The sequence below is a fragment of the Streptomyces longisporoflavus genome, assembly GCF_014649775.1.
GTDB classification, from domain to species: Bacteria; Actinomycetota; Actinomycetes; order Streptomycetales; family Streptomycetaceae; genus Streptomyces; species Streptomyces longisporoflavus.
Window position 1 is genome coordinate 1 of record NZ_BMTR01000032.1, and the last position, 25,324, is coordinate 25,324.

General features: G+C 70.3%; 24 protein-coding genes. 12 read left to right on the plus strand and 12 right to left on the minus strand.

Features of this window, described 5'->3' with window-relative positions; genetic code table 11:
* A partial coding sequence (locus IE226_RS37545) for a GNAT family N-acetyltransferase (protein ID WP_190085993.1) occupies window positions 1-280 on the plus strand: 280 nt, incomplete at its 5' end.
* A gap of 243 nt (window positions 281-523) precedes the next feature.
* Here the strand turns inward: IE226_RS37545 and IE226_RS37550 are convergent.
* The 4 genes from IE226_RS37550 to IE226_RS37565 all read right to left on the minus strand — a co-directional run bounded on the left by IE226_RS37550 (window position 524) and on the right by IE226_RS37565 (window position 4,219).
* A complete protein-coding gene (locus IE226_RS37550) occupies window positions 524-1,345 on the minus strand; it encodes a hypothetical protein (RefSeq protein ID WP_190085994.1) in 822 nt (273 codons plus the stop codon).
* A complete protein-coding gene (locus IE226_RS37555) occupies window positions 1,342-2,247 on the minus strand; it encodes a helix-turn-helix domain-containing protein (protein ID WP_190086045.1) in 906 nt (301 codons plus the stop codon). Before IE226_RS37555 ends, IE226_RS37550 begins: the two co-directional genes overlap by 4 nt.
* Window positions 2,248-2,249: 2 nt before the next feature.
* Window positions 2,250-2,465 carry a hypothetical protein gene (locus tag IE226_RS37560; protein WP_190085995.1) on the minus strand — a complete coding sequence of 72 codons (216 nt, stop codon included), beginning with the start codon at window positions 2,463-2,465 and terminating at the stop codon, window positions 2,250-2,252.
* Window positions 2,466-3,679: 1,214 nt separating this feature from the next.
* Window positions 3,680-4,219, minus strand: a complete 540-nt coding sequence (locus IE226_RS37565; RefSeq protein WP_268251311.1) for a phenolic acid decarboxylase — start codon at window positions 4,217-4,219, stop codon at window positions 3,680-3,682.
* A 147-nt stretch (window positions 4,220-4,366) separates the two neighbouring features.
* Here IE226_RS37565 and IE226_RS37570 point away from each other — a divergent pair, with 147 nt between their 5' ends.
* The 6 genes from IE226_RS37570 to IE226_RS37595 all read left to right on the plus strand — a co-directional run bounded on the left by IE226_RS37570 (window position 4,367) and on the right by IE226_RS37595 (window position 10,047).
* Complete coding sequence (locus IE226_RS37570) at window positions 4,367-4,918, plus strand: MarR family winged helix-turn-helix transcriptional regulator (RefSeq protein WP_190085996.1); 552 nt, start codon at window positions 4,367-4,369, stop codon at window positions 4,916-4,918.
* Window positions 4,919-5,721: 803 nt separating this feature from the next.
* Complete coding sequence (locus tag IE226_RS37575) at window positions 5,722-6,747, plus strand: ArsR/SmtB family transcription factor (RefSeq protein WP_190085997.1); 1,026 nt, start codon at window positions 5,722-5,724, stop codon at window positions 6,745-6,747.
* Window positions 6,748-6,882: 135 nt separating this feature from the next.
* Complete coding sequence (locus tag IE226_RS37580) at window positions 6,883-7,878, plus strand: bacteriocin fulvocin C-related protein (RefSeq protein ID WP_190085998.1); 996 nt, start codon at window positions 6,883-6,885, stop codon at window positions 7,876-7,878.
* A 402-nt stretch (window positions 7,879-8,280) separates the two neighbouring features.
* The gene (locus IE226_RS37585) at window positions 8,281-8,718 is read left to right on the plus strand and encodes a hypothetical protein (protein WP_190085999.1); all 438 of its coding nucleotides are present in this window, start codon (window positions 8,281-8,283) and stop codon (window positions 8,716-8,718) included.
* A 144-nt stretch (window positions 8,719-8,862) separates the two neighbouring features.
* Window positions 8,863-9,084: a hypothetical protein gene (locus IE226_RS37590; protein WP_190086000.1), complete on the plus strand. Its 222-nt coding sequence runs from the start codon at window positions 8,863-8,865 to the stop codon at window positions 9,082-9,084.
* A gap of 237 nt (window positions 9,085-9,321) precedes the next feature.
* Window positions 9,322-10,047, plus strand: coding sequence for a dienelactone hydrolase family protein (locus tag IE226_RS37595; protein ID WP_190086001.1), 726 nt, complete (start codon window positions 9,322-9,324; stop codon window positions 10,045-10,047).
* A 104-nt stretch (window positions 10,048-10,151) separates the two neighbouring features.
* On the opposite strand, the gene IE226_RS37600 is transcribed toward IE226_RS37595, so the two are convergent.
* On the minus strand, window positions 10,152-11,165 hold the full coding sequence (locus tag IE226_RS37600; RefSeq protein WP_190086002.1) for an NADPH:quinone reductase: 1,014 nt from the start codon (window positions 11,163-11,165) through the stop codon (window positions 10,152-10,154).
* Between the two features lie 297 nt (window positions 11,166-11,462).
* A complete protein-coding gene (locus tag IE226_RS37605) occupies window positions 11,463-11,789 on the minus strand; it encodes an ArsR/SmtB family transcription factor (RefSeq protein ID WP_190086003.1) in 327 nt (108 codons plus the stop codon).
* 150 nt (window positions 11,790-11,939) lie between these two features.
* Here IE226_RS37605 and IE226_RS37610 point away from each other — a divergent pair, with 150 nt between their 5' ends.
* The gene (locus IE226_RS37610; RefSeq protein ID WP_229871796.1) at window positions 11,940-13,124 is read left to right on the plus strand and encodes an MFS transporter; all 1,185 of its coding nucleotides are present in this window, start codon (window positions 11,940-11,942) and stop codon (window positions 13,122-13,124) included.
* Window positions 13,125-13,427: 303 nt separating this feature from the next.
* On the opposite strand, the gene IE226_RS37615 is transcribed toward IE226_RS37610, so the two are convergent.
* The 4 genes from IE226_RS37615 to IE226_RS37630 all read right to left on the minus strand — a co-directional run bounded on the left by IE226_RS37615 (window position 13,428) and on the right by IE226_RS37630 (window position 18,885).
* A complete protein-coding gene (locus tag IE226_RS37615; protein ID WP_190086005.1) occupies window positions 13,428-14,840 on the minus strand; it encodes a lyase family protein in 1,413 nt (470 codons plus the stop codon).
* Window positions 14,837-16,345 (minus strand): NAD-dependent succinate-semialdehyde dehydrogenase, encoded by a 1,509-nt coding sequence (locus IE226_RS37620; RefSeq protein WP_190086006.1) that lies wholly within the window; start codon window positions 16,343-16,345, stop codon window positions 14,837-14,839. Before IE226_RS37620 ends, IE226_RS37615 begins: the two co-directional genes overlap by 4 nt.
* A gap of 161 nt (window positions 16,346-16,506) precedes the next feature.
* On the minus strand, window positions 16,507-17,205 hold the full coding sequence (locus IE226_RS37625) for a type 1 glutamine amidotransferase domain-containing protein (protein WP_190086007.1): 699 nt from the start codon (window positions 17,203-17,205) through the stop codon (window positions 16,507-16,509).
* A 681-nt stretch (window positions 17,206-17,886) separates the two neighbouring features.
* On the minus strand, window positions 17,887-18,885 hold the full coding sequence (locus IE226_RS37630; protein ID WP_229871797.1) for a LysR family transcriptional regulator: 999 nt from the start codon (window positions 18,883-18,885) through the stop codon (window positions 17,887-17,889).
* Between the two features lie 279 nt (window positions 18,886-19,164).
* Here IE226_RS37630 and IE226_RS45305 point away from each other — a divergent pair, with 279 nt between their 5' ends.
* From IE226_RS45305 to IE226_RS37645, 3 genes are all read left to right on the plus strand, one after another.
* Window positions 19,165-19,536, plus strand: a complete 372-nt coding sequence (locus tag IE226_RS45305) for a putative quinol monooxygenase (protein WP_190086009.1) — start codon at window positions 19,165-19,167, stop codon at window positions 19,534-19,536.
* A 206-nt stretch (window positions 19,537-19,742) separates the two neighbouring features.
* Window positions 19,743-20,621 (plus strand): helix-turn-helix transcriptional regulator, encoded by an 879-nt coding sequence (locus IE226_RS37640; RefSeq protein WP_190086010.1) that lies wholly within the window; start codon window positions 19,743-19,745, stop codon window positions 20,619-20,621.
* Between the two features lie 203 nt (window positions 20,622-20,824).
* The gene (locus IE226_RS37645) at window positions 20,825-21,502 is read left to right on the plus strand and encodes a hypothetical protein (protein ID WP_229871790.1); all 678 of its coding nucleotides are present in this window, start codon (window positions 20,825-20,827) and stop codon (window positions 21,500-21,502) included.
* Between the two features lie 45 nt (window positions 21,503-21,547).
* On the opposite strand, the gene IE226_RS37650 is transcribed toward IE226_RS37645, so the two are convergent.
* On the minus strand, window positions 21,548-22,279 hold the full coding sequence (locus IE226_RS37650; RefSeq protein ID WP_190086011.1) for an SDR family NAD(P)-dependent oxidoreductase: 732 nt from the start codon (window positions 22,277-22,279) through the stop codon (window positions 21,548-21,550).
* Between the two features lie 163 nt (window positions 22,280-22,442).
* On the opposite strand from IE226_RS37650, the gene IE226_RS37655 reads away from it, so the two are divergent.
* Complete coding sequence (locus IE226_RS37655) at window positions 22,443-23,075, plus strand: TetR/AcrR family transcriptional regulator (protein ID WP_190086012.1); 633 nt, start codon at window positions 22,443-22,445, stop codon at window positions 23,073-23,075.
* A gap of 150 nt (window positions 23,076-23,225) precedes the next feature.
* Here IE226_RS37655 and IE226_RS37660 read toward each other — a convergent pair whose 3' ends face one another.
* Window positions 23,226-25,316, minus strand: a complete 2,091-nt coding sequence (locus tag IE226_RS37660) for an AAA family ATPase (protein ID WP_190086013.1) — start codon at window positions 25,314-25,316, stop codon at window positions 23,226-23,228.
* Window positions 25,317-25,324: the final 8 nt, after the last annotated feature.

Sequence of the window (25,324 nt, forward strand, 5' to 3'; positions counted from 1 at the left end):
CGGCTACGACGACCAGGACAACGCGGTGGCCGCGGCGACGGTCTGGTCGGCCGGGCCCGGCAAGCCCGGTCTGCTGGAGCCGGTGGGCGTGCACGCCGACCATCGCGGTCGCGGCTACGGGACGGCGATCAGCGTCGCCGCAGCGGCGGCGCTGCGTGAACTCGGTGCATCAAGCGCACGCGTCAGCACCCCGAGTTCGAACGCTGCCGCCGTCGCCACCTACAGGGCAGCTGGATACGAGCCGTCGTCCGAGCGGCTGGACGTCAGCCGAGCCGCCTGAAAGTGATCGTGCGGCGGTATCGGACAGGCCGCGTGGCTGACCTCTCAGTCGAGCCCCCTGCGAGGACGTGGGGGTAGGTAGGTCAAGGTTCCCTTCGTTGTTCTGTGGGACCGCACGGCGAGCCTGTTCGCCCCGGCCCATACGGCCTGCGACCTTCCGCACGCGCTGACGGCGAGCCGATCGCGCTGATGCCACCGGGCCCTTTCCCGCGGCAGGCGCGCCTGCCTGTTGCGGGCAGGCGGCTCAGGTAGCGCCGATGAGTTTCACGTCCCAGTCGATGCGGCGTTGGGCGGAGCGAATGGCCGTGCCGCCGCGGTGGCGGGCGGGCAGGGGGTCTGGATCCGTGTGCGGGGGCGGGGGAGTGGCGGGGGTCAGCCCCGGGGTGGTCAGGGAGCGGATCCGGGCGGTGAAGTCGGCAACGGGCAGGGGCAGTTCCAGGTCGTCGTCGACGAATTCGATGGCGGAGGCGACGTAGGTGATGACGTCGGCGATGTCGGGCTGGCGGGTGCGGAATCGGCGGTCGGGACTGAGCCTGCGCAGGATGCGCAGGGTGGTGGGCAGGCTGGCGGGCCGCTTGATGGCGGGGAGCCGGCCGGGCTCGGCGCGGACGCGTTCGTCGGGGTCGCTGGCGCCGGGGATCTGCTCCAGCCAGAGGAGGGCGGCGGTTTCCTCGCCCTGTGAACGGTGCTGGAGAGCGAGACAGTAGGCAGCGGTGTGGTCGCCGGCGCCTGCGGCGAACTGCCACCAAAAGCGCGCGGCGTCGGGTGCCTGGCCGAGCTGGAGGAGGCAGCCCAGTACGCAGGCGACGTCCGGGTCGGCGGGCAGGGTGGCAGTGAGGAAACCGCGGGCGAGGGTCTCCAGGGCGGCACGCGTGGCGACGGTCTCGCACAGGGTGCGCAGATCCGCGGTGGCCTGGGCGGTGCGGTCGTCCCAGGGGCCGCGCCCGGCCGGACGGCGGTCCCGGGGTGCGGCCGTGATGTTGTACGGGCACCGTGGGCCGGCAGCGGGGCGGGGGCTGTCGACGAGGCGGGCTCGGGCGAGCAGGTGATCAATGGGTGAGGTCACCGTGGTCCCTCCGGGGTTGAGCGGGTGGGGAAGAGGCAGTCGTTCAGGCTGCGCTTGGCATGGCGCTCGGTGGAGCGGATCACGCCCACGGGACGGCCCAGGACGCGGGCGACGTCGAGGTCGGGCATGCCGCGCAGATGCATCAGGACGATCACGTCAAGCTGGTCGGGCGGCAGGTGGCGCACCGCCCGGAACAGGTTCAGCGACTCTTCGACCTGGTGTAGTTCGGTGGCGTGGTCGTTCGCGCGGCGCAGGGCGACGGAGTCGAAGGCGGCGTCCACCAGGTCGGGACAGCCGCCGGGGTGGGGCGTGCGCTCCATGACGGTCTCGCGCAGCACGCGCCAGGCGAACCGCTCGGGATTCTCACTGGACAGCGCTTCGTCCCAGAGGACGTGGAGCAGGAAGAACGCGTCGTAGACGGCGCGCTCCGCCACCACCGGGCGGCGCAGGAAGGTGTGGGCGTAACGGAAGTAGATGTCGCGGTACAGCTCCTGGAAGGCGCTGAAATGCACGGGCCGCTCACTGTCGGGATGCGGGAAGTCCTTGGCAACACAGCCGTTGATCCACACGGTGCGCTTGTTCAGCTCCCGCGCGGCCCCGACCCACAGCCCGCGCAGCACGACGACCGAGGAATCGGGCACGGCCAGGGCACGGAGCAGGGCGCGCAGGCATTCCCAGCGCGGGTAGCGGCCCACCGCACGCAGTAATTCGCTGATCTTTGAGCGGGACCAGCCCATGCGGTGGCCGAGCTGCTCTATGGTCATACCGCTGGCCAGATAGAACTCGCGTAACGGCTCCAGCCAGGCCCGGTGGGAGGCACTGGCGTCAGCGGCGATCGGCCCCAGCTTGCGGCCCGGCCTGGCCGGCGCCGGGCTGCCCGGGCCGGTCGGCGGCGTCGGCATGGTCACTGCTGGCGCTCCTCGGCGTCGCCCGGGCCGACGGTCGTGCGACGGCCTTCGACGTGCTGGGTATAGGCCTGCAGTATCTGCTGTACGCCCAGGGCGATGGAGGGAATGAGGGCGAGGACCGCGGCGGCGGTCTGTCCCAGCGCGGTCATCACCGCGCACAGGGCGACGAGTGACACGAGCGCCGTTATGGCAACGGCAGTTCTGCCTGTCATGGGCTTCCTTTGGCTGCGTTTCCAAGTCCGTGGTTGCAGCTCCTCGGACGTTTGCCGCGTCCCCCAGATCGAGAAGCCAGCCTCAGCATGGAGCGCGGGCGAGCGCGGCGAGGCCCGCATGGGTGATCCGGGAACAATTGCAGCGCCCGCGGTCGGGCAGAACGGACGATTTGAAGGCGTCTTTCGCGCGTTCGTGCGCGCTGTGGCCCGGAAAGGTCGATGTTTCCCGTTCCGCTTGCGCTGCCTCGCCGCTCCACGGCCCAATGGAGAGGAAGAAGGGGAGCGCGTCACGCGCTCCGGCTGCAGGATCCCTGTCCGGGACGGCCCCCTTGTTTGCCGCGAGGGGGCCCTCAGTCCTCAGAACACGGCCGGCAGACGACTCCGAGGCCGTGGGGTAAGGCAGCTTGGCGAGGCGGTGAACGCCCCGCCAGGATCGTGCAGTTACCCGCCGGCACTTTCCGGGCCGCGCCGTCCGGCACCACGGCCACCAGCTCACCGCTGTTCACAGGACCGCTACGCCGGACCGGCCCTCACAGCGGACGCTGGCGGCTTTGACGCGGGTGGTGGCCTGGCGGGACGGCGCGCTGCTTTTGTGGGCCGTGCACGCAGAATGATGGTGGCGGGCGACGCATGCAGCGCGGGTTCGCCGCCCGGTCGGCGACGCAACCGGGTTGGCGCGGTAAGTGCTGGCTGGATCTTCATCCAGTACAAACACCGCCCCGCCTACAACACTGTCGTCGCGCCGCTGGAGCAGTGCACCAGCATGGTCATCCCAGCCCGCTACGAGCCGTTCGACACGGGCACCCAGTACGCGTCCCCGCTGCAATCCCTCTCGACCGGCAGGACCGCCACTGCGCTACCGCCACCGATCAGACCTGACCTCGTCCGCGCCAGCCGCTCCTGGCGGGCCGTCAGGCCCCCGCACAGACCGGGCGATAGCGGGCTCGGCGCATCTCCGTCGGACACTCTGCGCTGCGCACTGCATCACCCCACGGCTCCACGATCTTCCGCGCCACCGTTCCGCATAGCAGAGCCCATCGGGTGTGGACTGCGGGATGATTGCCAGGCCCGGCGCAACGCTCCGGCGCGACCTCTGCGGTGGCCGTCGGGCGCCTCCCCGAGGCCGTACGGAGCGACCATGCGCACCGACAGGCGGACGAAGAAGCGGAGAGGCGGCGCCGCGGGGGAGGGGGTGTCATGCAGGTGGTGTCCTCTCAGTTGACGCGGTCGGCGAAGCCCTCGGGCAGGTCCTCGGGGCCAACCGCGACGACGCTCTCGTCGTTCTCGCCGACGTGCTCGAAGAGGGTGATACGGGCGAACTCCGGAACGACGTAGATGGGATAGGTGGGGCCGGCGTCCCGATAGGCGCGCATCTCGTCCAGGTGCTCGTTCTGGTAGAGAACCGTCCTGCTGCCGTCCTGCTCGATCCACTGCGGGAAGAAGATGGTGCCGTGCAGGACACGCCGGCCCGGCAGTACGTTGACGACGACCGAGGTGCCGGTCGGCTCGTTCCAGGAGACCTTGTAGACGTCGTCGGTGAGCTGTACGAGGTCGACCTCCTGGTCCTTCACCCAGCGGCCGCCGACCATGCCGGTGTGGATGCGGTAGTCGATGGTCGTGGCGTTCTTAACGTACATCTCGTACTGCCAGCCGTTCGCGTACGTGTAGATGAACCGGTGCCCGGTGATGCCGGAGAGGTTCTGCGGCGGAACGGGCTTCTCGACGGTCGTCGGGGTGTCGTGCTGAGTGGTCATGTCCGTGCTCCTTGCTGTGCTCGGTGCTCGGGGAGGGCTGCCCGCCGGGCGGGGATCCGGGACGGTCCGGGTAAGCCGCTCCCAAACCCATTGTGCAGCAAAATATGTTTGTCGCAAAAATCTTCTGTCGGGGGTCACAATGAAGTCATGCGTGACACGGACAGGACAGCTGGCGGCAAGGGCGGCACGGACACACCCAGGACACCGGGCGAATCCGGGACACCGGGAGCGGTCAAAGTGGCCGCCAGACTGGGCGGACTGCTGGGGCCGCTGCGGCGTGCCGTGCTGCGCGCCACCCGCAACGCCGAGGGGCTGCCGGATCTGCCGGAGGCACAGATCGAACTGCTGCGGGCACTGTCCTCGTCGCCCGAGGGGCTCAGCCCCGGAGCGGCGGCCGCCCGGCTGCGGGTGGCGCCGTCCACCGTGAGCAACGTCGTCCGGGCGATGGCCGCCGAACGGCTGGTGGAGCGGGTCCGTCCCGAGCACGACCAGCGGACCGTGGTTCTCACCGCGTCGGGGGAGGCCCAGGAACTCCTGCAGCGCTACGACCGGGCCAGCACCACGGCCCTCGCCCAAGTCGTCGAGGGGCTGCCCGACGCCGACCGGCTGGCTCTCGACCGTGCACTGCCCGCCCTCGACCGGCTGGTCGCCGCGCTGGAGGCCGTGGACGGCGCAGGGGCAGGCCCGCCCGCCCGGTGAGGCGGCGCCCCGCCGCGCCCGGCCTGAACATCTGGTGCGGTCAGTGATCTAAGCCCAGCCGGGCAGGAGCAGAAAACGATCTCACGGGCGCCGAACTCGGAGCCTCTGCAAGCCGGTTACTGATGTGCACCGCCTGGGCACGCGCGCCCCGTCCGAGCCAGTTCGCGTTGCGAGCCGTCCTTGGTCTGGCGCAGGCGCGTGAGCCGATGTCGCAGGACCGCGTCCGACCGCTGCCCCGACGGCAGCGTCAGGCGCCGTGGGCGGAATCCGCTGGTGAATATGACAGGTTCGGGGACATGCGGTGTCCGTGGCGGGAGGCTGAAGTGGTCGTCCGCCGCGTCGCGGGTGCGGCGGCGGCCGGGGCGCGCGGGTCCGGAGCTCCCCTCCGCCGGTCCCTCGCGCGGTGTCCTCCGGGCGGCAGAGCTGCGCAATGAGCCCTGTTGGCCGCCACGTCCGGGAGGGCGGAGGCTGGAGCCGTGATGTGTGTGATGCGGCTCCAGCCGGTCGCGGAAAGATGTGTGTCTGTCACGGCTCGGGCCGGGCCGGAAGCCTGCGGCGCGGGCCGGAGCCCAACTGCTGCGCGCTCGAGCAGGCGTCCGGACCCTGATCGCATTGTGCGAACAGTGGTGCGAATCTGCTTCGGAGTCCATGCGGCGAGCAACTTCACGTTTGCGGAGGCACGGTGCTCCTTCGGTTGGAAGGGCCGCGCGCCGATGCGGCGCAGACTCCCGCTTCCACTACAAAGAAAGGCATGCGGAGCCTGCGGGGGCCGCGAAGTCGTCACGACGGACGGAGGCGAGCAAGTGACCGTACGCATCCACTTCACGGACGAGGACCTGGCTCAGATCAGGCTGGCGCAGACTCCGGACCCCATGTGGGAGTCATTGCTGAGCATGCACATGCTGCAAACGCAGGAAGCGGCCATCCTGTTCCGTCACTGGCGGAACGATGTACGCCGGAGGCTGCCCACTCATACGCGTGAACTCCTGCGCCTGGCACCGCCCGTGGGGTACTCCGCGGACTTTCTCACACCGGCGGGCGGCTCGGGCAGCTTGGACGCCGGAATCGGCGCGCTGTTGTCCACCAGCCGTCTCCGGCTCCGCAAAGACTTGCTCACCCTGTCGGCCGGCGGCGGGCGCCTTCCCGCGTGGACCAGGCCGCTGGCCGACGGTGATCGCGACGCCTTGGCGCACGTGACAAGCCTGTTCCGTACCTACTTTCGGACCGCGCTGAGCCCGTGGTGGGAGAGTGTCAGGACTCGCCTGGAAGCTGAACGCAGCGCCCATAACCGGTACTTGGCCCACGGGGATCTCCATGGGCTCCTGCGCGGGCTGCACCCCGGACTCGTCTGGCACCCGCCGGTCTTGGAGGTCACCGGTCCGGACGTTGATCGTGACCTCTTTCTGAACGGCCGCGGACTGTTGGTGATCCCGTCCTTCTTCTGCTGGCGGCGGCCTACCCTGTTAAAAGACCCAGCGTTACCGTGCGCGGTCGTGTACCCCATGACGCACGCCCACGCGCTGGAAGCCGCTCCCGAAGGAATTGACGCCACGCACACTGCGCCGTCACGAGCACTTCACTCACTCATCGGGAAAACACGCGCCAAAGTTCTCGAGTCAATCGTGGACGGGGGCAGAACCACTATGGAACTCGCCCACGACGCCAACATCTCACCGGCCACCGCCAGCCACCACGCCGGAGTTCTGCGCAGGGCCGGCCTGTTGAGCACCTACCGAGTGGGCAAGTCTGTGCTGCACAGCCTCAGCCCCTTGGGGCACGCCCTTCTGCAGGGTCGGCCCTGCGACGAGCGGAGCATGAACGACAGCTGACCACCTGCCGGTCGGAACCTTTCGAGCACGATCGAAGGGTCTGGATAGCGGTGGAACGATGCACCAGACTGACGGGCCAGCAGGAGTCGGCCTCGCCGCTTCTCCGGGGGGCCGCGATCAGCGAGGAGTGTTCTGATGACCGGGAACGATGTGCGTTGGCTGCTTGCTTTCGATGCTTCTTGCGGTACGTGTCGGCAGGTGGCTTCGACCGTTTCGGATTGTGTCGGTGACCGCCTGGAGATCCTTCCTCTCAGTCATCCGGATGTCCGGGCCTGGCGTGAGACGGCCCTGGGGGGTGATCCTGCCTGGAGGCCCACGCTGTTGAAGGTCGGTGGCGGCGGTGTCCGCGGGTGGACGGGCATCGGGATGGCCCTTCCTCTGACTCGCCGCCTGGGGGCGGGGCCCACTCTGCGTGTCCTGCAGGCCCTTGGTGAGATGTCACGCGCCGGTTCCGGTGGGAAGACGTCCAAGGGCATGCCCCGTAAGCGGTTCCTCACTCTCGCGGCGGGAACGGTGGCTGCCGGCGGCCTCGTGCTCACCGGCCGTGCATCCGCGGCGGCGCCCGCGGTGCAAAACGCCGATGTCGAGGCGTGGCTCGAACGCAACAAGGACAGCTTGCCGACCGGGTATGCGGAAGTCACGAGCTACTCGGTGGCCTATCGCCGGGCCATCTACACGGCCTCGACTCCCGAGACCCGAAGCAGTCTCTGGCGCGAGCACCTCAGTGCCTACCGCTCGTCCCATCCCGCCCTCAGTTCTACGCAAGTCGACGTCATCGACGAAGCCCTCGCGACCCTGACCGCCACCACCCTTTTCTCCGGGAAGATCGAACGCGGCGACCCCACCGACCGCACACTGCAGAAGCTCAAGAGCACGGTCATCGAGGCCTTCGGGGAGAAAGAAGCCAAGGCCCTCATCGCCCACCTCGGACCGGCCGGCGAACAAGGAACAGCAGCTAATGGGTGCGCCTGCAGCACGGTGGACCAGTGGTGCAGCGGTGACCCCTGCGTGGCCTGCTGTTACGTGGACACGGGATGCGCGTGTGGCAACAACCCGTGTTGTTGTGTGTGGAGTGCGTCCGGGTGCGGGACCCGGTGGGAATACTCCTGCAATGGCGCCTGCTTCGGGTGAAGGCAGGGCAACGCTGAGAGGACGGTTCGCGGCAGGAGGCGGTGGCCCCGCGAACCGTCCTGACTGAACCAAACGTGCTTTCCTGGATGAACGCCTTGACGAAGAGGCCTCCTGGAGGCCCTCCCCGCTGTCGTTGGTTCGCGGGTAGCCGGGTGGCTCCTGTATCTGCATGGCTGCACGGACGGGCAGGGTGCTTGGTGCTGCCAGGCCAGGCCAGGGCGTGCGTGCACAGACGTGCTGCGGTGACTGAGTAGGGCGCGGAGTCCTCGTCGTCAGGGTGGTCGGTGACGGCGATCTCGGTGGAGGTGAGGCAGTGCCAGTTCTCGTCCTGGTCTGCGCCGTTGGCAGCGGACCAGGACGGTGTTGTCGTGACCGAGTTTGGCGGAGGCCGGGCCCCGGGGAGTGGGCCGGCAGCCGGACTCCTGGTTCACTGCGCGGCACGAAAGGCCCGCGGCCCGTGAGCTGGACGACGAGCGGTACTACGCCGCTTTCTGCGCCTACGCCGCCGAGCTCGGCGACTACCCCAACGCCCGGCAGTTCGGTCTCTACCTGCTGGACGTGTACGGCGTCATCGGCCGCGGTGGCGGCCCGCTGAGCGAGCAGGCACTCGACCCCCTCCTGCCGGGACTGCGCCAGCGCTACCAGCAGGACGTCGAATCCGCGGCGGACGTGGAGCCGGACGCGCGCGGTGCCGGATACCGACGATGCCTCGGAGCAGGCCGTCGGAGTACGCGGCCCGCGGGCCGCAGCAGAGCCCGAAGTGCAGGCGCCCGCTCCCTCCGGTTCGCCGGGGGAGCAGCAGCCCGGCCCGGGCGACGGCCCGCCCCTGGACGAACTTGACCCGCATGAGGTGGTGCAGCCGACCGCCGTGGATCGCTATTACCTCGGCTACGAGTTCCTGCACGCCCACGGGGCGAGCCCTGCCGCGAGGAGCTCGCCGCGCATCTCACGGACCAGGGCATCAACAACCCGCACGGCCGGCCGGTGAAAGCGAACACGGTCGGCCGCTACCAAGTGGGGTTCCGCACCTACGCGGCCTGGGCCGAGATATATGAGGCGAGCGGCACCGAACCCGACCTGGCGGCGCTCCTCGAAGCGGTCGACGGACGGGGCATCAAGGGCCTGCGGCGGCTCGAGGACTTCCGTCGTCGTCGCCGGGCGATCGCACCCGTCCTCGTCGACTACTGGTCATCGGTCATCAGATAGCCGCAGCGGACCGGCTGGGCGCTCTCGACATGGATCTTTCCTGGAGATCCACCGAATTGGTTTTGGCTGGTGCGGCTGCTGGTGCGGCGGGGGGTTGGTGGGTGCTCGTGCTGGTCACGGGCGGCTGTCTGCAATCTTGATCGTCTGTCAGCGGTCGGGTTCGGGGTTCGTCCGCGCTGTTCTGCCAGCGGCAGAACACCAGGCGAACGTGCCCGTCGATCACTACCGTCCAGTGTCATGACGACGATTACCACGCGCACGGTCGAGTACCCGGCCGACGGTCTGACGATGCTCGGGCACCTCGCGCTTCCGGCCGGTATCGACCGCCGGCCCGCAGTGCTGCTGGGGCCTGAGGGCACGGGGCTCAGCGACGTCGAGCGCCGGCGGGCCGAGACCCTTGCCGAACTGGGGTACGTGGCGCTTGCCTTCGACATCCACGGCGGACGCTATTTGGACGACCCCGAGGAGATGCTGGCTCGTTGCATGCCGTTGCTCGCCGACCCCGACCGGATGCGGGGCATCGGCCACGCGGCGCTCGATGTGCTGCGCGCCGAACCGCGGGTCGACCCCGACCGGATCGCCGCCGTCGGCTATGGCACCGGCGGCGCGATCGCGCTGGAACTCGGGCGCGACGGCGTCAACCTGCGCGCGATCGGCACCGTCAACGGTCTGATCACCGGCCGACCGGGCGAGGCGGCGCGCATCCGCTGCCCGGTGTGGGCCGGGGTCGGGTCGGAAGACCCGATCATGCCGCCCGAGCAACGGGACGCATTCACGGCCGAGATGCAGTCCGCGGGCGTCGACTGGCGCCTGGTGGTCTACGGCGGCGCCTTGCATGCCTTCCACCACCCGACGGTCGACCACACCGTGCTCCCCGGCGTCGGATACCACCCGCGGCATGCACAGCGAGTCTGGCATGACGTCGTCGACTTGCTCGCCGAGTGCCTGCCCGTGACGGAGTGATCTGGTCAGTGCGACCTCGGGCACTAACTGACACCCACTGACCAGCACGTACGCGGTCCCACCGCTTCTGCGGCGCAGGACGCCGGCGACGCGCGTTCCCGCCGTCACGGGATGTCGAGCAGGACCTTTCCGACCAGGCCCCGTTCGAGTGCGGTGTGGGCGTCGGAGATGTGCTCCAGCGGGAAGCGGTGCAGCGGCATTCCGGCGTCCTCGCCCACCCGCAGGGCGCGTGCGTCCACGGCTGCGGCGACGTCGGTGAGCGCCTGCTGCTTCGCGGCGGGCGGCACGGTGTAGACGTAGACGCTCTGCCAGCGCAGGTTCGCCGCCAGTGAGGAGAGCACCGGGACGGAGAGCTGTTCGTCTTCGCTGCCGGAGTAGTAGGCCACCACGGCGCCCGGGGCGGTCACCGCAATATCGAGAGCGGCGTTGGTGCCCGGTGCGACTTCCACCACGATGTCGACGCCCTCGGGAGCGAGGGCGCGGATCTCCGCGGTCGCGTCCTGCGCGCGGTAGTCGACGACGTGGTGGGCGCCGGCCGTGCGCGCCAGCGCGGCTTTGGCCGGGCTGCTGACCGTGGTGATCACGCGGGCTCCGCCCCAGCGGGCGAGCTGGATGGCCGCGTTGCCGACCGCGCCGGCGCCACCCGCCACCAGGACGGTCGTGCCCCGCAGCGTGCCGGGCGCGATCTGCCCCGGTCCGCCGTCGTGCACGGTCAGTGTGCGATGGGCGGTCAGGGCCGGGATGCCCAGGGCGGCGCCGAGTTCGAACGGAGCGTGGTCGGGCAGCGCGACGGCGTGCCGTTCGGCCACGAGCGTGTACTGCTGTGCCGTTCCCCAGGGCCGGTCCCACGCGGCCTCCCAGATCCATACCCGCTGTCCGACTCGTGCCGGATCGACCTGCGAACCGACAGCATCGATCACCCCCGCGCCGTCCTGGTGGGGCACCTGCTCGTTCATGCCTGGAGGCAGCGGGCGCTGGCGGCTTCGCCAGTCGGTCGGGTTGACGCCCGAGACGTGCACACGGACCCGTACCTCCCCGGGGCCGGGCTCGGGGACCGGACGCTCGACCAACCGGAGGACCTCGGGCCCGCCGGCAGCCGTCCGAACGACGGACTTCATCTCTCACCCATCCTTGGTTCATTCCTGGACGCCCGCGGTATTACGGAAGTCCCGCGAGCCCTGCCGGGGCCCTGGCACCGCGGCAGCGACCCATGGCCCGCCCGGCGACGAATGCGTAGCGGTCACTCGCACCGGCCGGTACCCCTCGAGACCCGCAGCCGCAGCCCGCACTGGGTGGCAACGGAACCGATGACGGTCGTGGCCGGGGGAGCGGCCAAGCGGCTTCGCGAGCTGCACCGACTCGCATGCTCCGTCGCGACCGGGCCTGCTGTGCTGCCGCGTCCGGTCCCGGGATTGTCAGCCCTCTCGTGCCATCGCCGCCATCAGCGCGTCCAGCAGCCCTGGTGCCGCTTCCTGGAGGGTGCTGCGGCGGAGGCGGTGTCCGCGGGAAGGGCCGACCATGACCGGGTGGAGGACGCCTGCCTCGACCAGGACCTTGAAGTGGTGGGTCGCGGTGGACTTGTTCAGGCCCTCGTAGAGGTCCGAGCAGGGGGCTTCGGCGGCGGGGTCCACGGCCAGTCGGCGGACCATTTCCAGGCGTACGGGATCCGCGAGTGCGCGCAGCAGTTTCTGGACCGGGGCGACGGGCGGCAGCTGGTCGGAGGGGATCTCCCAGGGCGGCATCAGACAACTCCAAGTTTGACGTGCATCATACTTCTCCCTAGCATCCACGAAGTACGACACACATCATACTTCCCAGGAGTTCTTGTGCCGGCACTTTCCCATGGGCGGCGTCCCCAGCCATGGAGCTATGCGACCCTCCTCGTGCTTCTCATGCTCGGGCAGGCGACGTCCGCCATCCCCTCACCGCTCTACTCCCTGTACGCCGAGAAATGGGACTACCCGCCCTTCCTCACCACCGTCATCTTCGCCGCGTACGGGGCTGTCGCGGTCGTCGCGATCCTCGTCTCCGGACCCCTGTCCGACCGGTACGGCCGTCGGCCCGTGCTTCTCGGCGCGGTCCTGCTGCTGCTCGCCGGGCTGGCCGTCTTCGTCTTCGCCGCGGGTCCCGGGCACCTCGTCGTGGCGCGGATGCTCAACGGCCTGGGGATCGGCGCGATCGTCGTCGTCGGCGGGGCCGCTCTGCTGGACGTGAGTCCCGAGCGGGCGGCCCGCAGCGGGACCCTCACCGCCATCGCGTTCAACGTCGGCATCGCCGCCGCCGCGCTCGGTACCGCGGGCCTCGCCCAGACCGGCTTCCATCCCCTGTTCCTGCCCTACCTCGCCGATGCGTTCATCGCCCTCGTCCTGTTCGTGCTCCTCCTGGTGATGCGGGAGCCGCACCCCTCGGTCGGGGCCGCGCCTCTGGGAATCCCCCGCCCGCACGTACCCAAGGAGATCCGCGGACGCTTCGTCTTCGCCGTGATCGGCGCCGGTGCCGCCTGGGCCGTGCTCGGGGTCTGCTTCTCGCTGGAACCCTCGATCGCCGCCCACGCGGCGCATGTCGGCGGGCCGTTCTTCGGGGGTGTCGTCATTGCGGCCGTGACCCTGTCCGCCGCCTGCGCCCAGGTCGTCAGCGCGCGTTACCCGGCCCGCACGGTCGCGCTCGTCGGCGACTCGGCGCTCGCCGTGCTCATGCTGGCCGGGGTGGCCGGCTTCGCGACCGGCAACGCCGCCGTCATCATCGTCACCGTCGCACTCCAGGGCGGCGCCTACGGGCTCGCCTTCGGCGGCTCCCTGCGCCACCTGACCGCTCACATTCCCGCCGAGCGGCGCGGAGCTGTCATGTCCATGTTCTACCTGCTCGCGTACGGCGCGCTCATCACGCCCACACTCCTCGTAGGCATCGGCGCCACGGTCTGGAGCGACACCGTGATCTTCCCCGTCTTCTCCGTGCTCGCCGCCCTTCTCTGCGCCTCTGCCGTGGTCGTCGAGCGCGTACTGGGGCGTCGAGGAGGACAGCCTGCGGTGACGCCGGCGTCGACGGCCGAGGCGCCCCGGATGAGCGAGGTCGACTGACCGGTGACCTCGAAGCTGCCCGGCGCGCGGCGCCGGGCAGCTTGCGAAGCACGTCGTCGGGGGAGGTCCGGATCGACCGGAGCATGGGCAGCGCCGGTTCCACGACCTGCCGCGCTCACCAGTACGCAGCCGGCGCCTTCACCCGTGTCCCAAAGATCCCGGGCGATCCACCTCGCCGAAGAAGGTGGGCGCCGCCCGCTCGGGTTTGTCATCACGACTGGCCGGCAGGAAGCTCCCGGAAGGGGCACACGACCCAGCCCGGAACGCCTGGACTTCAGGCCGGGGAGCACGTCAAAGACTCGGTCAGTCGGAAGCGAGGCGGGCGAGGGGGACGGGCGGGTCGGGGAGTGGTGTGGTGTGGGTGTGCCAGAGGCGGGTGGTGGTTTCGGTGATCTGGTGTGCCTGTCCGAGGTAGTTCTCCGGCTCGGCGTGAAGGCCGGGCAGGAGTGTGTCGAGGCTGTGCTCGGTCAGCACCTCGCGCAGTGTCCGCGTGAGGTGTGTGCCGGTGGTACGGGTGCGGGTCGCCGCTTCGTGGACAAGGTCGTGCGCGCGTTCCCGGCCGACGGGTCCGGCCAGCGTGATCATGTGTGATTCCGCCATGACGAGGCCGCCGTCGAGGTCGAGGTTGGCGCGCATGCGGCGGGCGTCGACCCGCAGTCCGCGCAGGAGGGTGGTCGTCTCGGTGAGGGCCGTTCCGGCGGTGACGGCGAGTTCGGGCAGGACCCGCCATTCGGTGTGCCATTCCCCGGCGGCGCGCTCGTGCCCCGCCTCCTGCGCTCGGAGCAGCGCGGAGGTGAGAGCGCCGGCCGTGCCGCTCAGTCCGATGATGCTCTCCGAGGTGATCGGGTTGACCTTCTGCGGCATGGTCGAGGATGCGCCGCGGTGGTCGCCGTAGGGCTCGAAGACCTCGGCGATCTCGGTCCGGGAGAGGTCGACGATGTTGCGGGCCAGGCGCGCGCATGTCGCGGTGAGCAACGAGCACAGCCAGCCGAATTCGGCGACCCCGTCGCGGGCCGCGTGCCAGGGGGTCGCGGTGTCGCGCAGGCCGAGCAGCCGGGCCATGCCGCTTCTGACGGCTGCCGCGTGCGGGCCGAACGCCGCCGCGGTGCCGCCGGCTCCGGACAGGGAGATCACGCCGACGCGCGGCGCGGCCTCGGCCAGGCGCTGCCGGTGACGCGTGAACTGTGCCAGGAGGGTGGCCAAGGTGGCGCCGAACGTGGTGGGTACGGCCTGCTGGCCGTGGGTGCGGGCCGCCATCACGGTGGAGGCGTGCTCGGTGACACGGTCGGCCAGAACGTCGCCGAGTTCGGCGATCTGTCGTTCGAGAGCGGCCAGTGAGCGGACCATCTGCAGGGCGAGACCGGTGTCCATGATGTCCTGCGTGGTGGCGCCGTAGTGCACCCGGCCGTCGGGTCCCGGCGGGAGCCGGCGGCTGATCTGCCGGACCAGACCCAGGATGGGGTAGCCGACGGTGCGGGCGGTGCGCCACAGCTCTTCGCGGTCGATGTGGTGCGGCTGTGCCGCGTCGCGGATGGCCGCGGCCTCCGCGTGGGTGAGCACTCCGACGTCGGCCTGGGCCCGGGCGAGAGCCCGTTCGGCGGCGAGCCAGCTGTCGAGGGTGGCGTCCTCGCCGAACAGGGTGTGTTGTCCGGGGTCGGTCGCGAGCCGGCTGGTCAGGGAGAAGAGGTAGGGGTCCGGCAGCGAGGGGGTGTTCATGAGCGGTCCCGGGGGAGAGCGGGGGTGCCGGCGTCGGCGGGGGTGTCGATGGCGATGTATTTCTGTTCCAGGTATTCCTCGATGCCGGAGTTGCCGCCCTCGCGGCCGACACCTGAGTGCTTGATGCCGCCGAAGGGCGCTCCGGGGTCGGAGACGTAGCCGCGGTTGAGGCCGACCATGCCGCTCTCGATCCGTTCGCTCATCCGCAGCGCCCGGCCGAGGTCGCGGGTGTAGAGGTAGGCGACGAGACCGAACTCGGTGGCGTTGGCCAGCGCGAGGGCCTCGTCGTCGCCGGCGAAGGTCCGGATGGCGGCGACGGGGCCGAAGATCTCCTCGCGGTTGATGCGCGCGTCGGCGGGGATGTCGGTGAGCACGGTCGGCGGATAGAAGTAGCCGGGCAGGTCGGGGACGCTGCCGCCGGTGTGCAGCCGCGCGCCGTCGGCGACGGTCTCGTCCACCAGGCGGGCGACACGGTCGCGCTGGGTACGGTCGATCAGCGGGCCGAGGTCGATACCGGGTTCCGTGCCGTTGCCGAGGGTCAGGCCGCTCATCCGGTCCACGAGACGCTCGGTGAACTCCCGCGCGACGTCGGCGTGGACGAGGAAGCGGTTCGCCGCGATGCACGCTTCGCCGATGTTGCGCAGCTTGGCGGTCATGGCGCCGTCCACCGCCGCGTCCAGGTCGGCGTCGGCGCACACGATGAACGGGGCGTTGCCGCCCAGCTCCATCGAGGTGCGCAGTACGTTGGCGGATGCCTGGGCCAGCAGCAGCCGGCCGACCGCGGTGGAACCGGTGAAGGACACCTTGCGCAGCCGCGGATCTCTCATCAGCGCCTCGGACACCGCGGCGGCGCCGGTGGTGGGAAGAAGGTTCAGAACCCCGGCGGGCAGACCGGCCTCGACCAGGAGGGCGGCCAGCGCGATGCTGGTCAGCGGCGTCTGCGGGGCGGGTTTGAGGACCATCGTGCAGCCGGCGGCCACGGCGGGGGCGATCTTACGGGCCGGCATGGCAAGCGGCGCGTTCCACGGTGTGATCAGCAGGCACGGTCCGACGGGCTGGCGCGTGACCAGGACCCGCGCCGACGCGTCCTCGCTGACCTTCCATGTCCCGTCGACGCGTACGGCTTCCTCGGCGAACCAGCGCAAGTACCCGGCCGCGTAATCGACTTCCGCCCGGGCCTCGTCTAGGGACTTGCCCATCTCCAGGGTGATGAGCCCCGCGAAGTCCTCACGGCGTTCCAGCAGCAGGTCGTGGGTACGGCGCAGAATGCGGCTGCGCTGCCCCGGTGATGTCGCGGCCCACTGCGACTGGGCGCCGACGGCCGCGCCGAGGGCGTCGAGCGCGTCCGCGGTGCCGGCATCGGCGACCCGGGCCAGCGGTTCGCCCGTCGCGGGGTTCTCCACGGGGAAGGTGGTGTCGCCCGCCGCGGGCCGCCATCTTCCGTCGATCAGCAGCCCCTGGGGGAGGGCGTCAACGCCGTGGGAGCGGGGTGTGCGGTCCGTCATGGTGGATTTCTCACCTGTCGTCGAAGGAGGGAAGCGAGCGAGTCGTCGGAGGAAGAGCGCAGGAGGAGTGGCCGCCCGGGCCGCCGCTGCCTGGAGAATGCGCGGCGGCGGCCGGGTGCCGGCGCCCCGGGGTCGGTGGCCGGTGTCCCCGGGGCGAGGGATCAGCCCGCTGCCAGCGCGGCGTTGATCGCGTCGGCCATCGGGGTGCTGGAGGCCGGGTTCTGGCCGGTGAAGAGGTTGCCGTCCTGAACGGTGAACGCCTGGTAGGCGTCACCCTGCTCGTGTCGGGCGCCCATCTCGCGCAGACGGCTCGCCAGCAGCCACGGAGCGTTGTCCGCGGTGCCGAACAGCTGCTCCTCCTCATCGGTGAACGCGGTCATCCGCCGGCCTGCGAAGATCCACTTGCCCTGCTCGTCCACCGCGGAGAGCAACGCGGCCGGACCGTGGCAGACCGCACCGACGACCTTCCCGGCGCGGTCGGTCTCGACCAGCAGCCGGCCCAAGTCCGAGTCCTGGAAGAGGTCGACCACGGGGCCGTGCCCGCCCGGCAGCACCACGGCGTCGTAGTCGGCGGCCGAGACCTCGTCCAGCTTCAGCAGCGGCCCGAAGTCGCTGAGCGCCTTCTGGGCGTGGGCCACGTGCCGGGCACAGTCCTCACCGGCGACCGCCGGGTCGGCGCTGTGCTCGTCCAGCGGCTGCAGCACGCCTCCGGGGGAGGCGAAGTCAACGGTGTGGCCGGCGCTCACGAACGCCTCGTGCGGCGCGGCCAGTTCCTCGGCCCAGTAGCCCGTGGGGTACTGCGAGCCGTCGGTGCGCTCCCACACGGCGGCGGCGGACATGACGATCAGGATGCGACTCATGACTTCTTCCTCAACTTCTCGAGCCTGTACGGCTTGTGGCGATCAGCCGGTCATCTGCGGGACCGGCGACCGGATCGACTGATCCGGCGCTGCATCCACTGTCCCCCTGGCCCGACCGCCTCAAGGCGGCCATCACTGACCCTGACCTGCATAGGTCCGCCCGCCTAGGACCGACAGTCCTTGTCGGGACGGCGATGACCGCGGCGAACCACATTGGCGTCATGGCGTCATGGCCTCACGGCCACCTCGAACCGCGAACTCGCCGATTTCCCGTGCCGGGCCCGTGCACCGTGCGACTCGGCGCGCCCAGACCTACCGTCGGGCACCCGCGTGCGTCGCGTGCCCGGTCTGCGATGCGAAGAGGTGGCACGACCGGCCGAAGACGCCGGCGAACGGCGCCGGAGAATGGCGCATGACGCCCCTCGCCGCTTCCTTGGCGGGTACCGGCTTGCTCGTGTTCGCAGTGGTGCACGCCACCGACGACGGCTGGGCCTACCCGGGGACCTGGCTGCCCGCGGCGGTCGGCCTGGCCGTGCTGGCCGCACGTGTCCAGGCCGAAGTACGCGACGGCCCTCCCATTCAGCCCACTCCGCGCGGCGATGACCGAGCGGGGGCGGCCGGGCACCGCCGGGCGGTCCCGGGCGCTTCCAGCGTGTCAGGCCTGCTCCACGCCCGTCCCCATCAGCCGGTTTCGAGGGCGGTGCCCGCCGCGGACCCACCGACGGAAGTCGCCCGGTCAGGGGCGGCATTGCGGACTGCCGCTGCCGGGACTGCCGAAACCGACGCGCGGTGGCGGGCCATCACCACGTCCGACACCTCCAACGCGAGCCGGACGAACCGTGCGACGGCCCGGGAGGTGCTGGACTCGTGCCAGACCAACTGCAAGCTGCTGGGCGAGAGGTCCCGTACGCGCACCACCTTGATGCCCCATGGGTGGGTGTCCGCCGGCAGCACGGACCCGGGGACGAACGCGATCGCCTGCCCGAAACCCACCGTCGACAGAATCTCCAGGGAGTCGCGTATCGCGGGCCCTTCGCGCCACGGACGCTCGTGCAGGTCAGCGCCGGCCCCATAAGCACGCTCCTGCTCACTGGCCACCGGCCCCATCACCACCGTCTCCCCGGCCAGTTCGTCCATGTGCACCTCGGCGCGGTGGGCGAGCGGGTGATCCGTGGGCAGGAGCGCGACACGGGGTTCTGTCAGCAATGTCTCGCTCGCCAGCCCCCATGCGCCGTATGGCACCCGGATCAGAGCCAGTTCGCACCCTCCCGAGCGGACCGCTGCGGACTGCGCCAGCGGTTCGGTGAACACCAGGTCCACTCTCTGGCCGGGCAGGCGGGCCGCGCACTCCTCGACGAGGCGGCCCGCCAGTCCTCCGTCACAGCCGCGTACCGACAACCGAAGGGGCGGGCTGGTGTCCCGGGCCGCGCGCTGGGCCTCGCGGAGCGCGCTGGCGACACGCTCGTCGAGTCCGGAGACCTCGGTCATCAGCACCCGTCCGACATCGGTCAGTTCGACGGAGCGCGGCCCGCGGGCGAAGAGTTCGGCGCCCACCATGTGCTCCAGTGACCGTATGGCGCGGGACAGGGCCGGTTGCGTCATGGCCAGTTGCCGGGCGGCGCGCGTGAAGTTGCCCTCATGCGCCACGGCGAGGAAGTACCTGATGTGCCGAAGGTCCATGTCTGTCACTCATGCAGCCTAAATTGCTGCGCTACCCGGGCATATCGGCCGAGCCCGCGCCGCCATCACGGGAATCGGGCTCCCGCGGCCCTTCGGGCGGGTCGTGACAGAGGCCGGACCGTCCTGCGTCCTGTGCGCGGACCGGCGGTGCCACATGCTCGGACCTATGCCCGGCGGGCATGGGCGCCCATGCCGGATCGGAACTTCCCCACCGGCGGGCCGGATGGTTCGCTGACTGTGCGCCGGACGGACCGGTGTGTACAGCAAGGGGCACAACCAATGACATCTGTGATCGTGGTCGGGACGGCGAGGCTTCGGGCCGACCGGGCGGACGAGGCCCGAAAGCTCATCACTTCGGTGGTGGAACGCTCCCGCCAGGAACCGGGCTGCCTGTCCCACGAGGCCCACGAGGCCGTGGGCGATTCCGCTGACTCTGGTCCTCATCGAGAAGTGGGCCTCACAGCAGGACCTGGACAGCCACAATCCCGAGTCCCTGGGCCGGCTGATCGAACTGCTCACCGGCGCACCCGAGATCCAGGTGTTCACCCCGCTCGGTCACGGTACCGCCGACCAGGACACCCCGCGCTGACGGTTTCCACGCTTCCGCGCCGGTGTCGGACCAGGTGGCGGGAGCGATGGTGGCAGGCGTGAGTGTTCCTCTTCCGTAAGGGCTGGACGGGAAGCCGGAACAGGGCTGCTGTTCCGGCGCTGCCTCAGGCGTGAACCCGCCGCGGACACGCCCTGCGGGGCCATGCCCTGTGTCAGTCCGCCCTGTCAGTCCCGGGCCGCTGCTGACTAGGACTGACAGACCCAGTTTGGGCGGCCATCAGCGCTTTTCGTGCCACAGACTTGTTCCTATGGCTTCCGTCAACCGCGAACTCGCCGATTTCCTCAAGCGTTCCCGCGCCCAGTGCGACCCCGAGCAGGCGGGGCTGCCACCGGACGGACGGGTGCGGCGTGTGCCGGGACTGCGGCGAGAGGAGGTCGCCCTCCTGGCGGGGGTCTCCGCCGACTACTACGCCCGTCTTGAGCAGGGCCGCCCCATCAATCCGTCCCCTGCCGTCGTCGAGGCCATCGGGCACGCCCTGAGCCTGGACGAGGCAGGCCTTGCCCACCTCAGGAATCTAGTCGGCATCACCACCACCCGCCCCCCGGCACGTACGCCCGGCGTCCAGCGCCTGCGCCCCGGGCTCCACCGGCTCCTCGACTCCCTGGACAGCGCCGTTCCCGCCCTCATCCTGGGACGCCGGTCCGCCGTCCTGGGAGCGAACCGGATGGCCAGAGCCCTGTTCGCGGACTTCGACGCCATGCCGGCCACCGAACGCAACTACACCCGCTGGCTCTTCCTCGACCAGGACGCGCGCGACCTGTTCGTCGACTGGGAAGTGCAGGCCCGCGCCGCGGTGGAGAACCTGCGCCTGGACGCGGTCCACGCATCGGAGCGGCAGGCCACGCAGGCGCTCGTCGCCGAGCTGCGGGAACTGAGTGACGACTTCGACCACTGGTGGCAGCAGCACCGCGTGCACCAGCGCACGCACGGTTCCAAGCGGCTGCGGCACCCCTTGGTCGGCGAACTCACCGTTGAATACGAAACTCTCGCACTGCCCGGAGACAGCGAGACCACCCTGTTCCTCTACACCGCCGAACCCGAGTCGGCGTCCGCCCAGGCGCTGAGCCTGCTGGCGTCATGGACCCTGGCGGAACCGTCGACCTCCCCGGATCAGTCGCGCGACTGATCCGGGGAGCGCCATCCATCTGCGGGAGCGGGCGCCCGGGGCGCCGTGTGGTCCGACAACAGGCGCGGGCCCTGTTTTCCTGCGCGGCCACGTCTCCGCAGGCCGCTTCTTGCTGCTGCCTCTCGGAACCAAACAGCAGGGAAAGTGATCAATGCAGATACAAACCGAATAACACCGTACTGTTCGAGAACGGGAGTTCAGAGTTGAAGTTCACGGTCCCACCCTCACTGTCCGCCAGACCTGCCATAGCGATGCTGGCCGCGGTCGGCATCACCGCGGCTGTGCTGGTCGGCCGGGAAGGGCTCCGCACCGTAGCGGGCTGCGGCGCGGTCAACGACCCCTACCCCTCGCAGGCCGCGGCGGACTGGAAGGCGGGCGCTGATCATGTGGTGGTGGCGGTGCCGACCGCCGAGCGGGACACCAACAGGCAGGACTTCGACCAGGGGTCGGTGCAGTACACGGTCGAGCGGACGGTGTCACTCTCGAAGGAGAAGGTGCTGTGGTCCGCTCACACCCCGCGGCATGAGCTGGGGAGCGCGTTCGAGATGACCGCTCCCGGCTGGTCGGTGTACCGGAACGGCAAACGGATCAAGAGTACGGCTCCGGAGGCTCCCCGGCTGGAGACCGGTCACACCTATGTCCTTGCCCTGCGCTGGGACGCCGACCAGTGGGTCGTCCTCGGCGAGGGCGCCGCCGTGCCTTTCGACGACCATGTAGCGGGGCGAGGGGAGTGGTGCGGCCAGGTGCTGGGCGAGGACGACTTCGCCAAGGGCGAGCGGTTCGCCCAGCGGGACGGCCACAGTCTGGAAGAGACCGTGCGGGGACAGGACGAAGCAGCTATCTTGCGTGAACTTGAAAAGACCGGCGGCAAGAGGCCCTAGCTGTGTCCGGCGCGGCTCCGTGCGCCGGCGACTCGCGGCACGGCTTCAGGGCCGGGGGTGAAGCTGCTCGATCCGGTCGCGCTTGGTGTACATGTCCCAGTACTGCTCGGCGAGATCGTCGGGGTCGGCGACCGGGAACTCCGGCGCCGGCTTTGCAGCATCCGCGCTCTGTGTGCTTTCGGTCTGGGTGAGGCGGGTGTACAGCTCGCTGCGGGCGATGCCGGCGCCGACCGAGAGGGTTCCCGCATAGATGCCCGCGTCGGCGAGTTCACCGTGCAGTGAGTAGAGGTAGTTGCGGGCGGCGGCGCCGAGGGGCGCGAGGCCGCTGAGTCCCGGCATGGGATGGACTGCCGTGGCGCCGGTGGTCAGGAGGAAGGCGCCGTCTCCTCGATCCGTCCATTCCGGCAGCACTGCGCGCACGACCTCCACGGGCGTCAGCAGGAACACGGGCAGGCCCTTCTCCAGAAGGGCGGCGTCCGTCTGCGCGGCTGGAGTGAGGCTCAGTTCGGTGCTGACCGGCCCGTACTCGATCACGTCGATACGACCGAAGCGCTCGCGGATGCGCGCGATCAGCGCCGGCACGTCGGCGGGCCGGGACAGGTCCGCGGTGAACCCGGCGGCCTCGATACCGTCCGCGGCCAGCTGCTCGACGAGGGCGTCCAGGCGTTCGCGGCGGCGCGCCACCAAGGCGACACGGAAACCCTCGCGGCCGAAGCGGCGGGCGACGGAGACACCGAGGCCGGTCCCGGCCCCGAGGACGGCGATGACTTTGGACATGAGGGGCGCTCCTTGCTCGGCTGTCCGAGAACTTGACAGCGTGGTCAACTTTCGTTTCGAAGGTAACATGTAGCTTGACCGCGGGGTCAAGTTAAATCGACGGGCAGACTGGGCCGCGCCGGCGACAGGGAAAGCCGGGCCGGAACCGGGAGGGAATCAACGCATGCGAGCCGACGCGCAACGGAACGCGGAAAAGCTGCGCGCAGCCGCCGCCGAGCTCTTCCGGGAGCGCGGACTGCAGGTGCCGCTCAAGGAGATCGCCCGGCGGGCAGGGGTGAGTCACGGCACCCTCTACAACCTCTTCGGCACGCGTGAGGCGCTCATCGACGAGGTGGTGACCGAACATGCCACGAGCCGCCTGGACGAGGTCGCCCAGCAAGCCCTCGCCTGCGCGGACCCCTGGGACGGCTTCGCGCACTACGTCGAGAAGCTCTGCGAACTCCAGGCCACCGACCCCGCCGTCGCCGACGTGGTCAGCGGCCGCTACCCGGGGGCCGAACGCCTCATGACGGCCTGCGCCCAGAGCATGGACGCCGCGCAACGGATCGTCGGACGGGCCCATGAAGCCGGCGCTCTGCGCCCCGACTTCACCAACGCGGACCTCGTGTTCGCGTTCGCCGCCAACGCCCTGCTGGCTCGCGCGACCGCGGACACCGCCCCCACCGCCTGGCGCCGCCAGGTCGCCTACCTCCTGGACGGCCTGCGCACCGAAGCCGCCCGCACCTCTGTGCCCGCCGGCCGACTGACCCGCCAGCAGGTCCAGGACGCCCTCACAAGCCTCGGCGAGAAGGCTTAGCACGGTCGAGGAGCACTACGTGGCCGGGGTACGCCGGGTACTCGTGCCCGACGACACGGGGGGTCTCATGGCGGTTCCGTCGAAGGCCGGCTACCAGAAGACCAAGTGGTTCTCGAGGGACCGGATCAACAAGAATCGGGCACTCGACACTCACCCGGTAAAAGGCGCCCCCGGTCGCCGCAGAGGTGTCCCGTCGATCTCGTGGCGCCACATGATGTCGGTGATCCGCTCGACCGCGCCGGCGAGATGGCGCCGGTAGGTACTGAACGGCAGGCCCAGCCGCCGGGCGGCGGCTTCCTGGGTCGAGGCCCCTTCGACGAACGCGGCCAGGGCGGCGCGGTGGCCTTTCTCGCCTCCCCGCTCCAGCGGGAGATGGTGGATGGCGTTGCGGAGGACGTCCTCCAGCGGCATGGCGTGGACCCGTACAAGGCGGCTGTTCTGCAGGGGGTTGAGGGCCAGCTCGTCGGGCCAGCGCAGCGTGCGCAGCGCGGAGCGGGCCGCGGCGGTGAACTCGGCGTGCGTCACCACGAGAGTGTCACCGCCCTGCCTGCCCGCGGACTCCGTTCCCGTTCCCGCTGTCGCGGAGAGAGCGGTGCCGAGCATCCCGTCCGTCTTTTCCGCCAGCCAGGAGGCCGTGGGCAGGGGGCGCCAGTCGTGGGCGAAGAGGCGGTAGCGATGGCCTCCGATCTCCACCGTGGTGTCCACGGGCCGCATGTCGCAGTGGAGCAGGTGCTTGTCCCAGAATCCGTCGTCCCGCATGACGATGAAGGTCCAGGCGAGCTTCTCGTCCCGGATGATCTCGCCGAACATGCGCCACAGCGCCAGGTCCATCACGGGTGAAGGCCGCTGGTAGGTGCCGCGACCGACGTGGAAGCGCGCCATGGAGATGTGTTCTCCCGTCCGCAGCGGGCCGTGCCGACGGACGTGCTCCCAGGCCACGGCCGCGACCGGATCGTGCGACTCGCCCTCGAACGCCGTCAGCTTGAGCCACGCCGAGCAGCCGGCGACGTCGTCGCCGGGCGGCACCTTCTGAACACGGAACGCCTCGGGCTGTCGGGCGAGCCAGTGGGCGGCGGTGCGCGCCGAGTCCGTTCCCTCCCGGTGCCGGACCAGCTCCACGACCGCGGGTTCGTGGCCGGGGTGACAGAGCAGGTCCTCCACCAGTCCGTACGGGTGCCAGCGGTGCGTATCGGACATGAACCCGTCTCTGCGGTACAGGAATTGGAGTTCCCCCACCGCATGGAGGAAGCGGGCGGGCACGGCCGTGCGAACCCGCTCCAGCAGGTGCTCCCTGAGCCTGGTGTGCAGGTCGGCGAAACCGTCCGGGTCACGCCAGCGCAGATCTGCTTCGAGTGCCTCTCTGACCACGTCATGCGGGTGGACGCCCGCCGTCGTGGTTTCGATGTAGGGCTGCTTCCTGAGCCAGGCGAACAGTTCGCGCCCCTGCTCCCCGAGAACGGCGCGCAGCAACTGTTCGGTGGTGATGTGGGCGTGCGCGCACACTTCCAGGGCGGCCCGGTGGGCCCGGGTGGGGGGATCGCCCACGAGATGGCGCAGCAGCGCGGCGATGACATCCTGGCCGGGCGCCCCGGCGACCGCGTAGTCGGCGCCGGGCACCGGACCGGTGTGTCGTACCGCCGCGGCGGCGGCCAGGGCGAGGGCCAGCGGATGTCCGCCGGTGAAGGAGAGGATGTCCTGGTGCAGGGGCTCGGGGATCCCGCGCCGCAGGAGGAAGAGGCGGCTCTCGGCCGGATCGAGGGCGGTCACCTGCACGACATCGAGGAGGTCGGCCCACGCGGGGTCGGCGCGCCGGACCGGGTCGGGCGGCTGACGGCCCGCGACGACGGTGACCGTGCCGTCCGGCAGGTACGGCAGGCACTCGTCGAACAGCCACGTCTCCAGATGCCCGCGGTCCTCGAAGGTGTCGATGAGGAGCACGGCACGCGGATCCCGGGACGCGGGACGGACAGCGCGGCCAAAGCCCTGCGCGTCGGCCGGAGCGGTACGTCCGTCGACCTGGACGACGGGGCGGTTCCTCAGCTCCGCCTCGTCGGCGAAGCGCCGCAGAAGGGCGGATTTGCCCACGCCTCCCGGGCCGTGCAGGAACAGTACGCGAGGAGCGTCGGGGCCGCCGTCCAACGCTCTGCCGAAACGCCGGAGTTCCCCGTCGCGACCGACGAAAGAGTCTCGACGGGTCTTCTTCAGCCGGTCACCGAGTCTCGGCATGCCGTTCGCGTTCATCAAGGCCT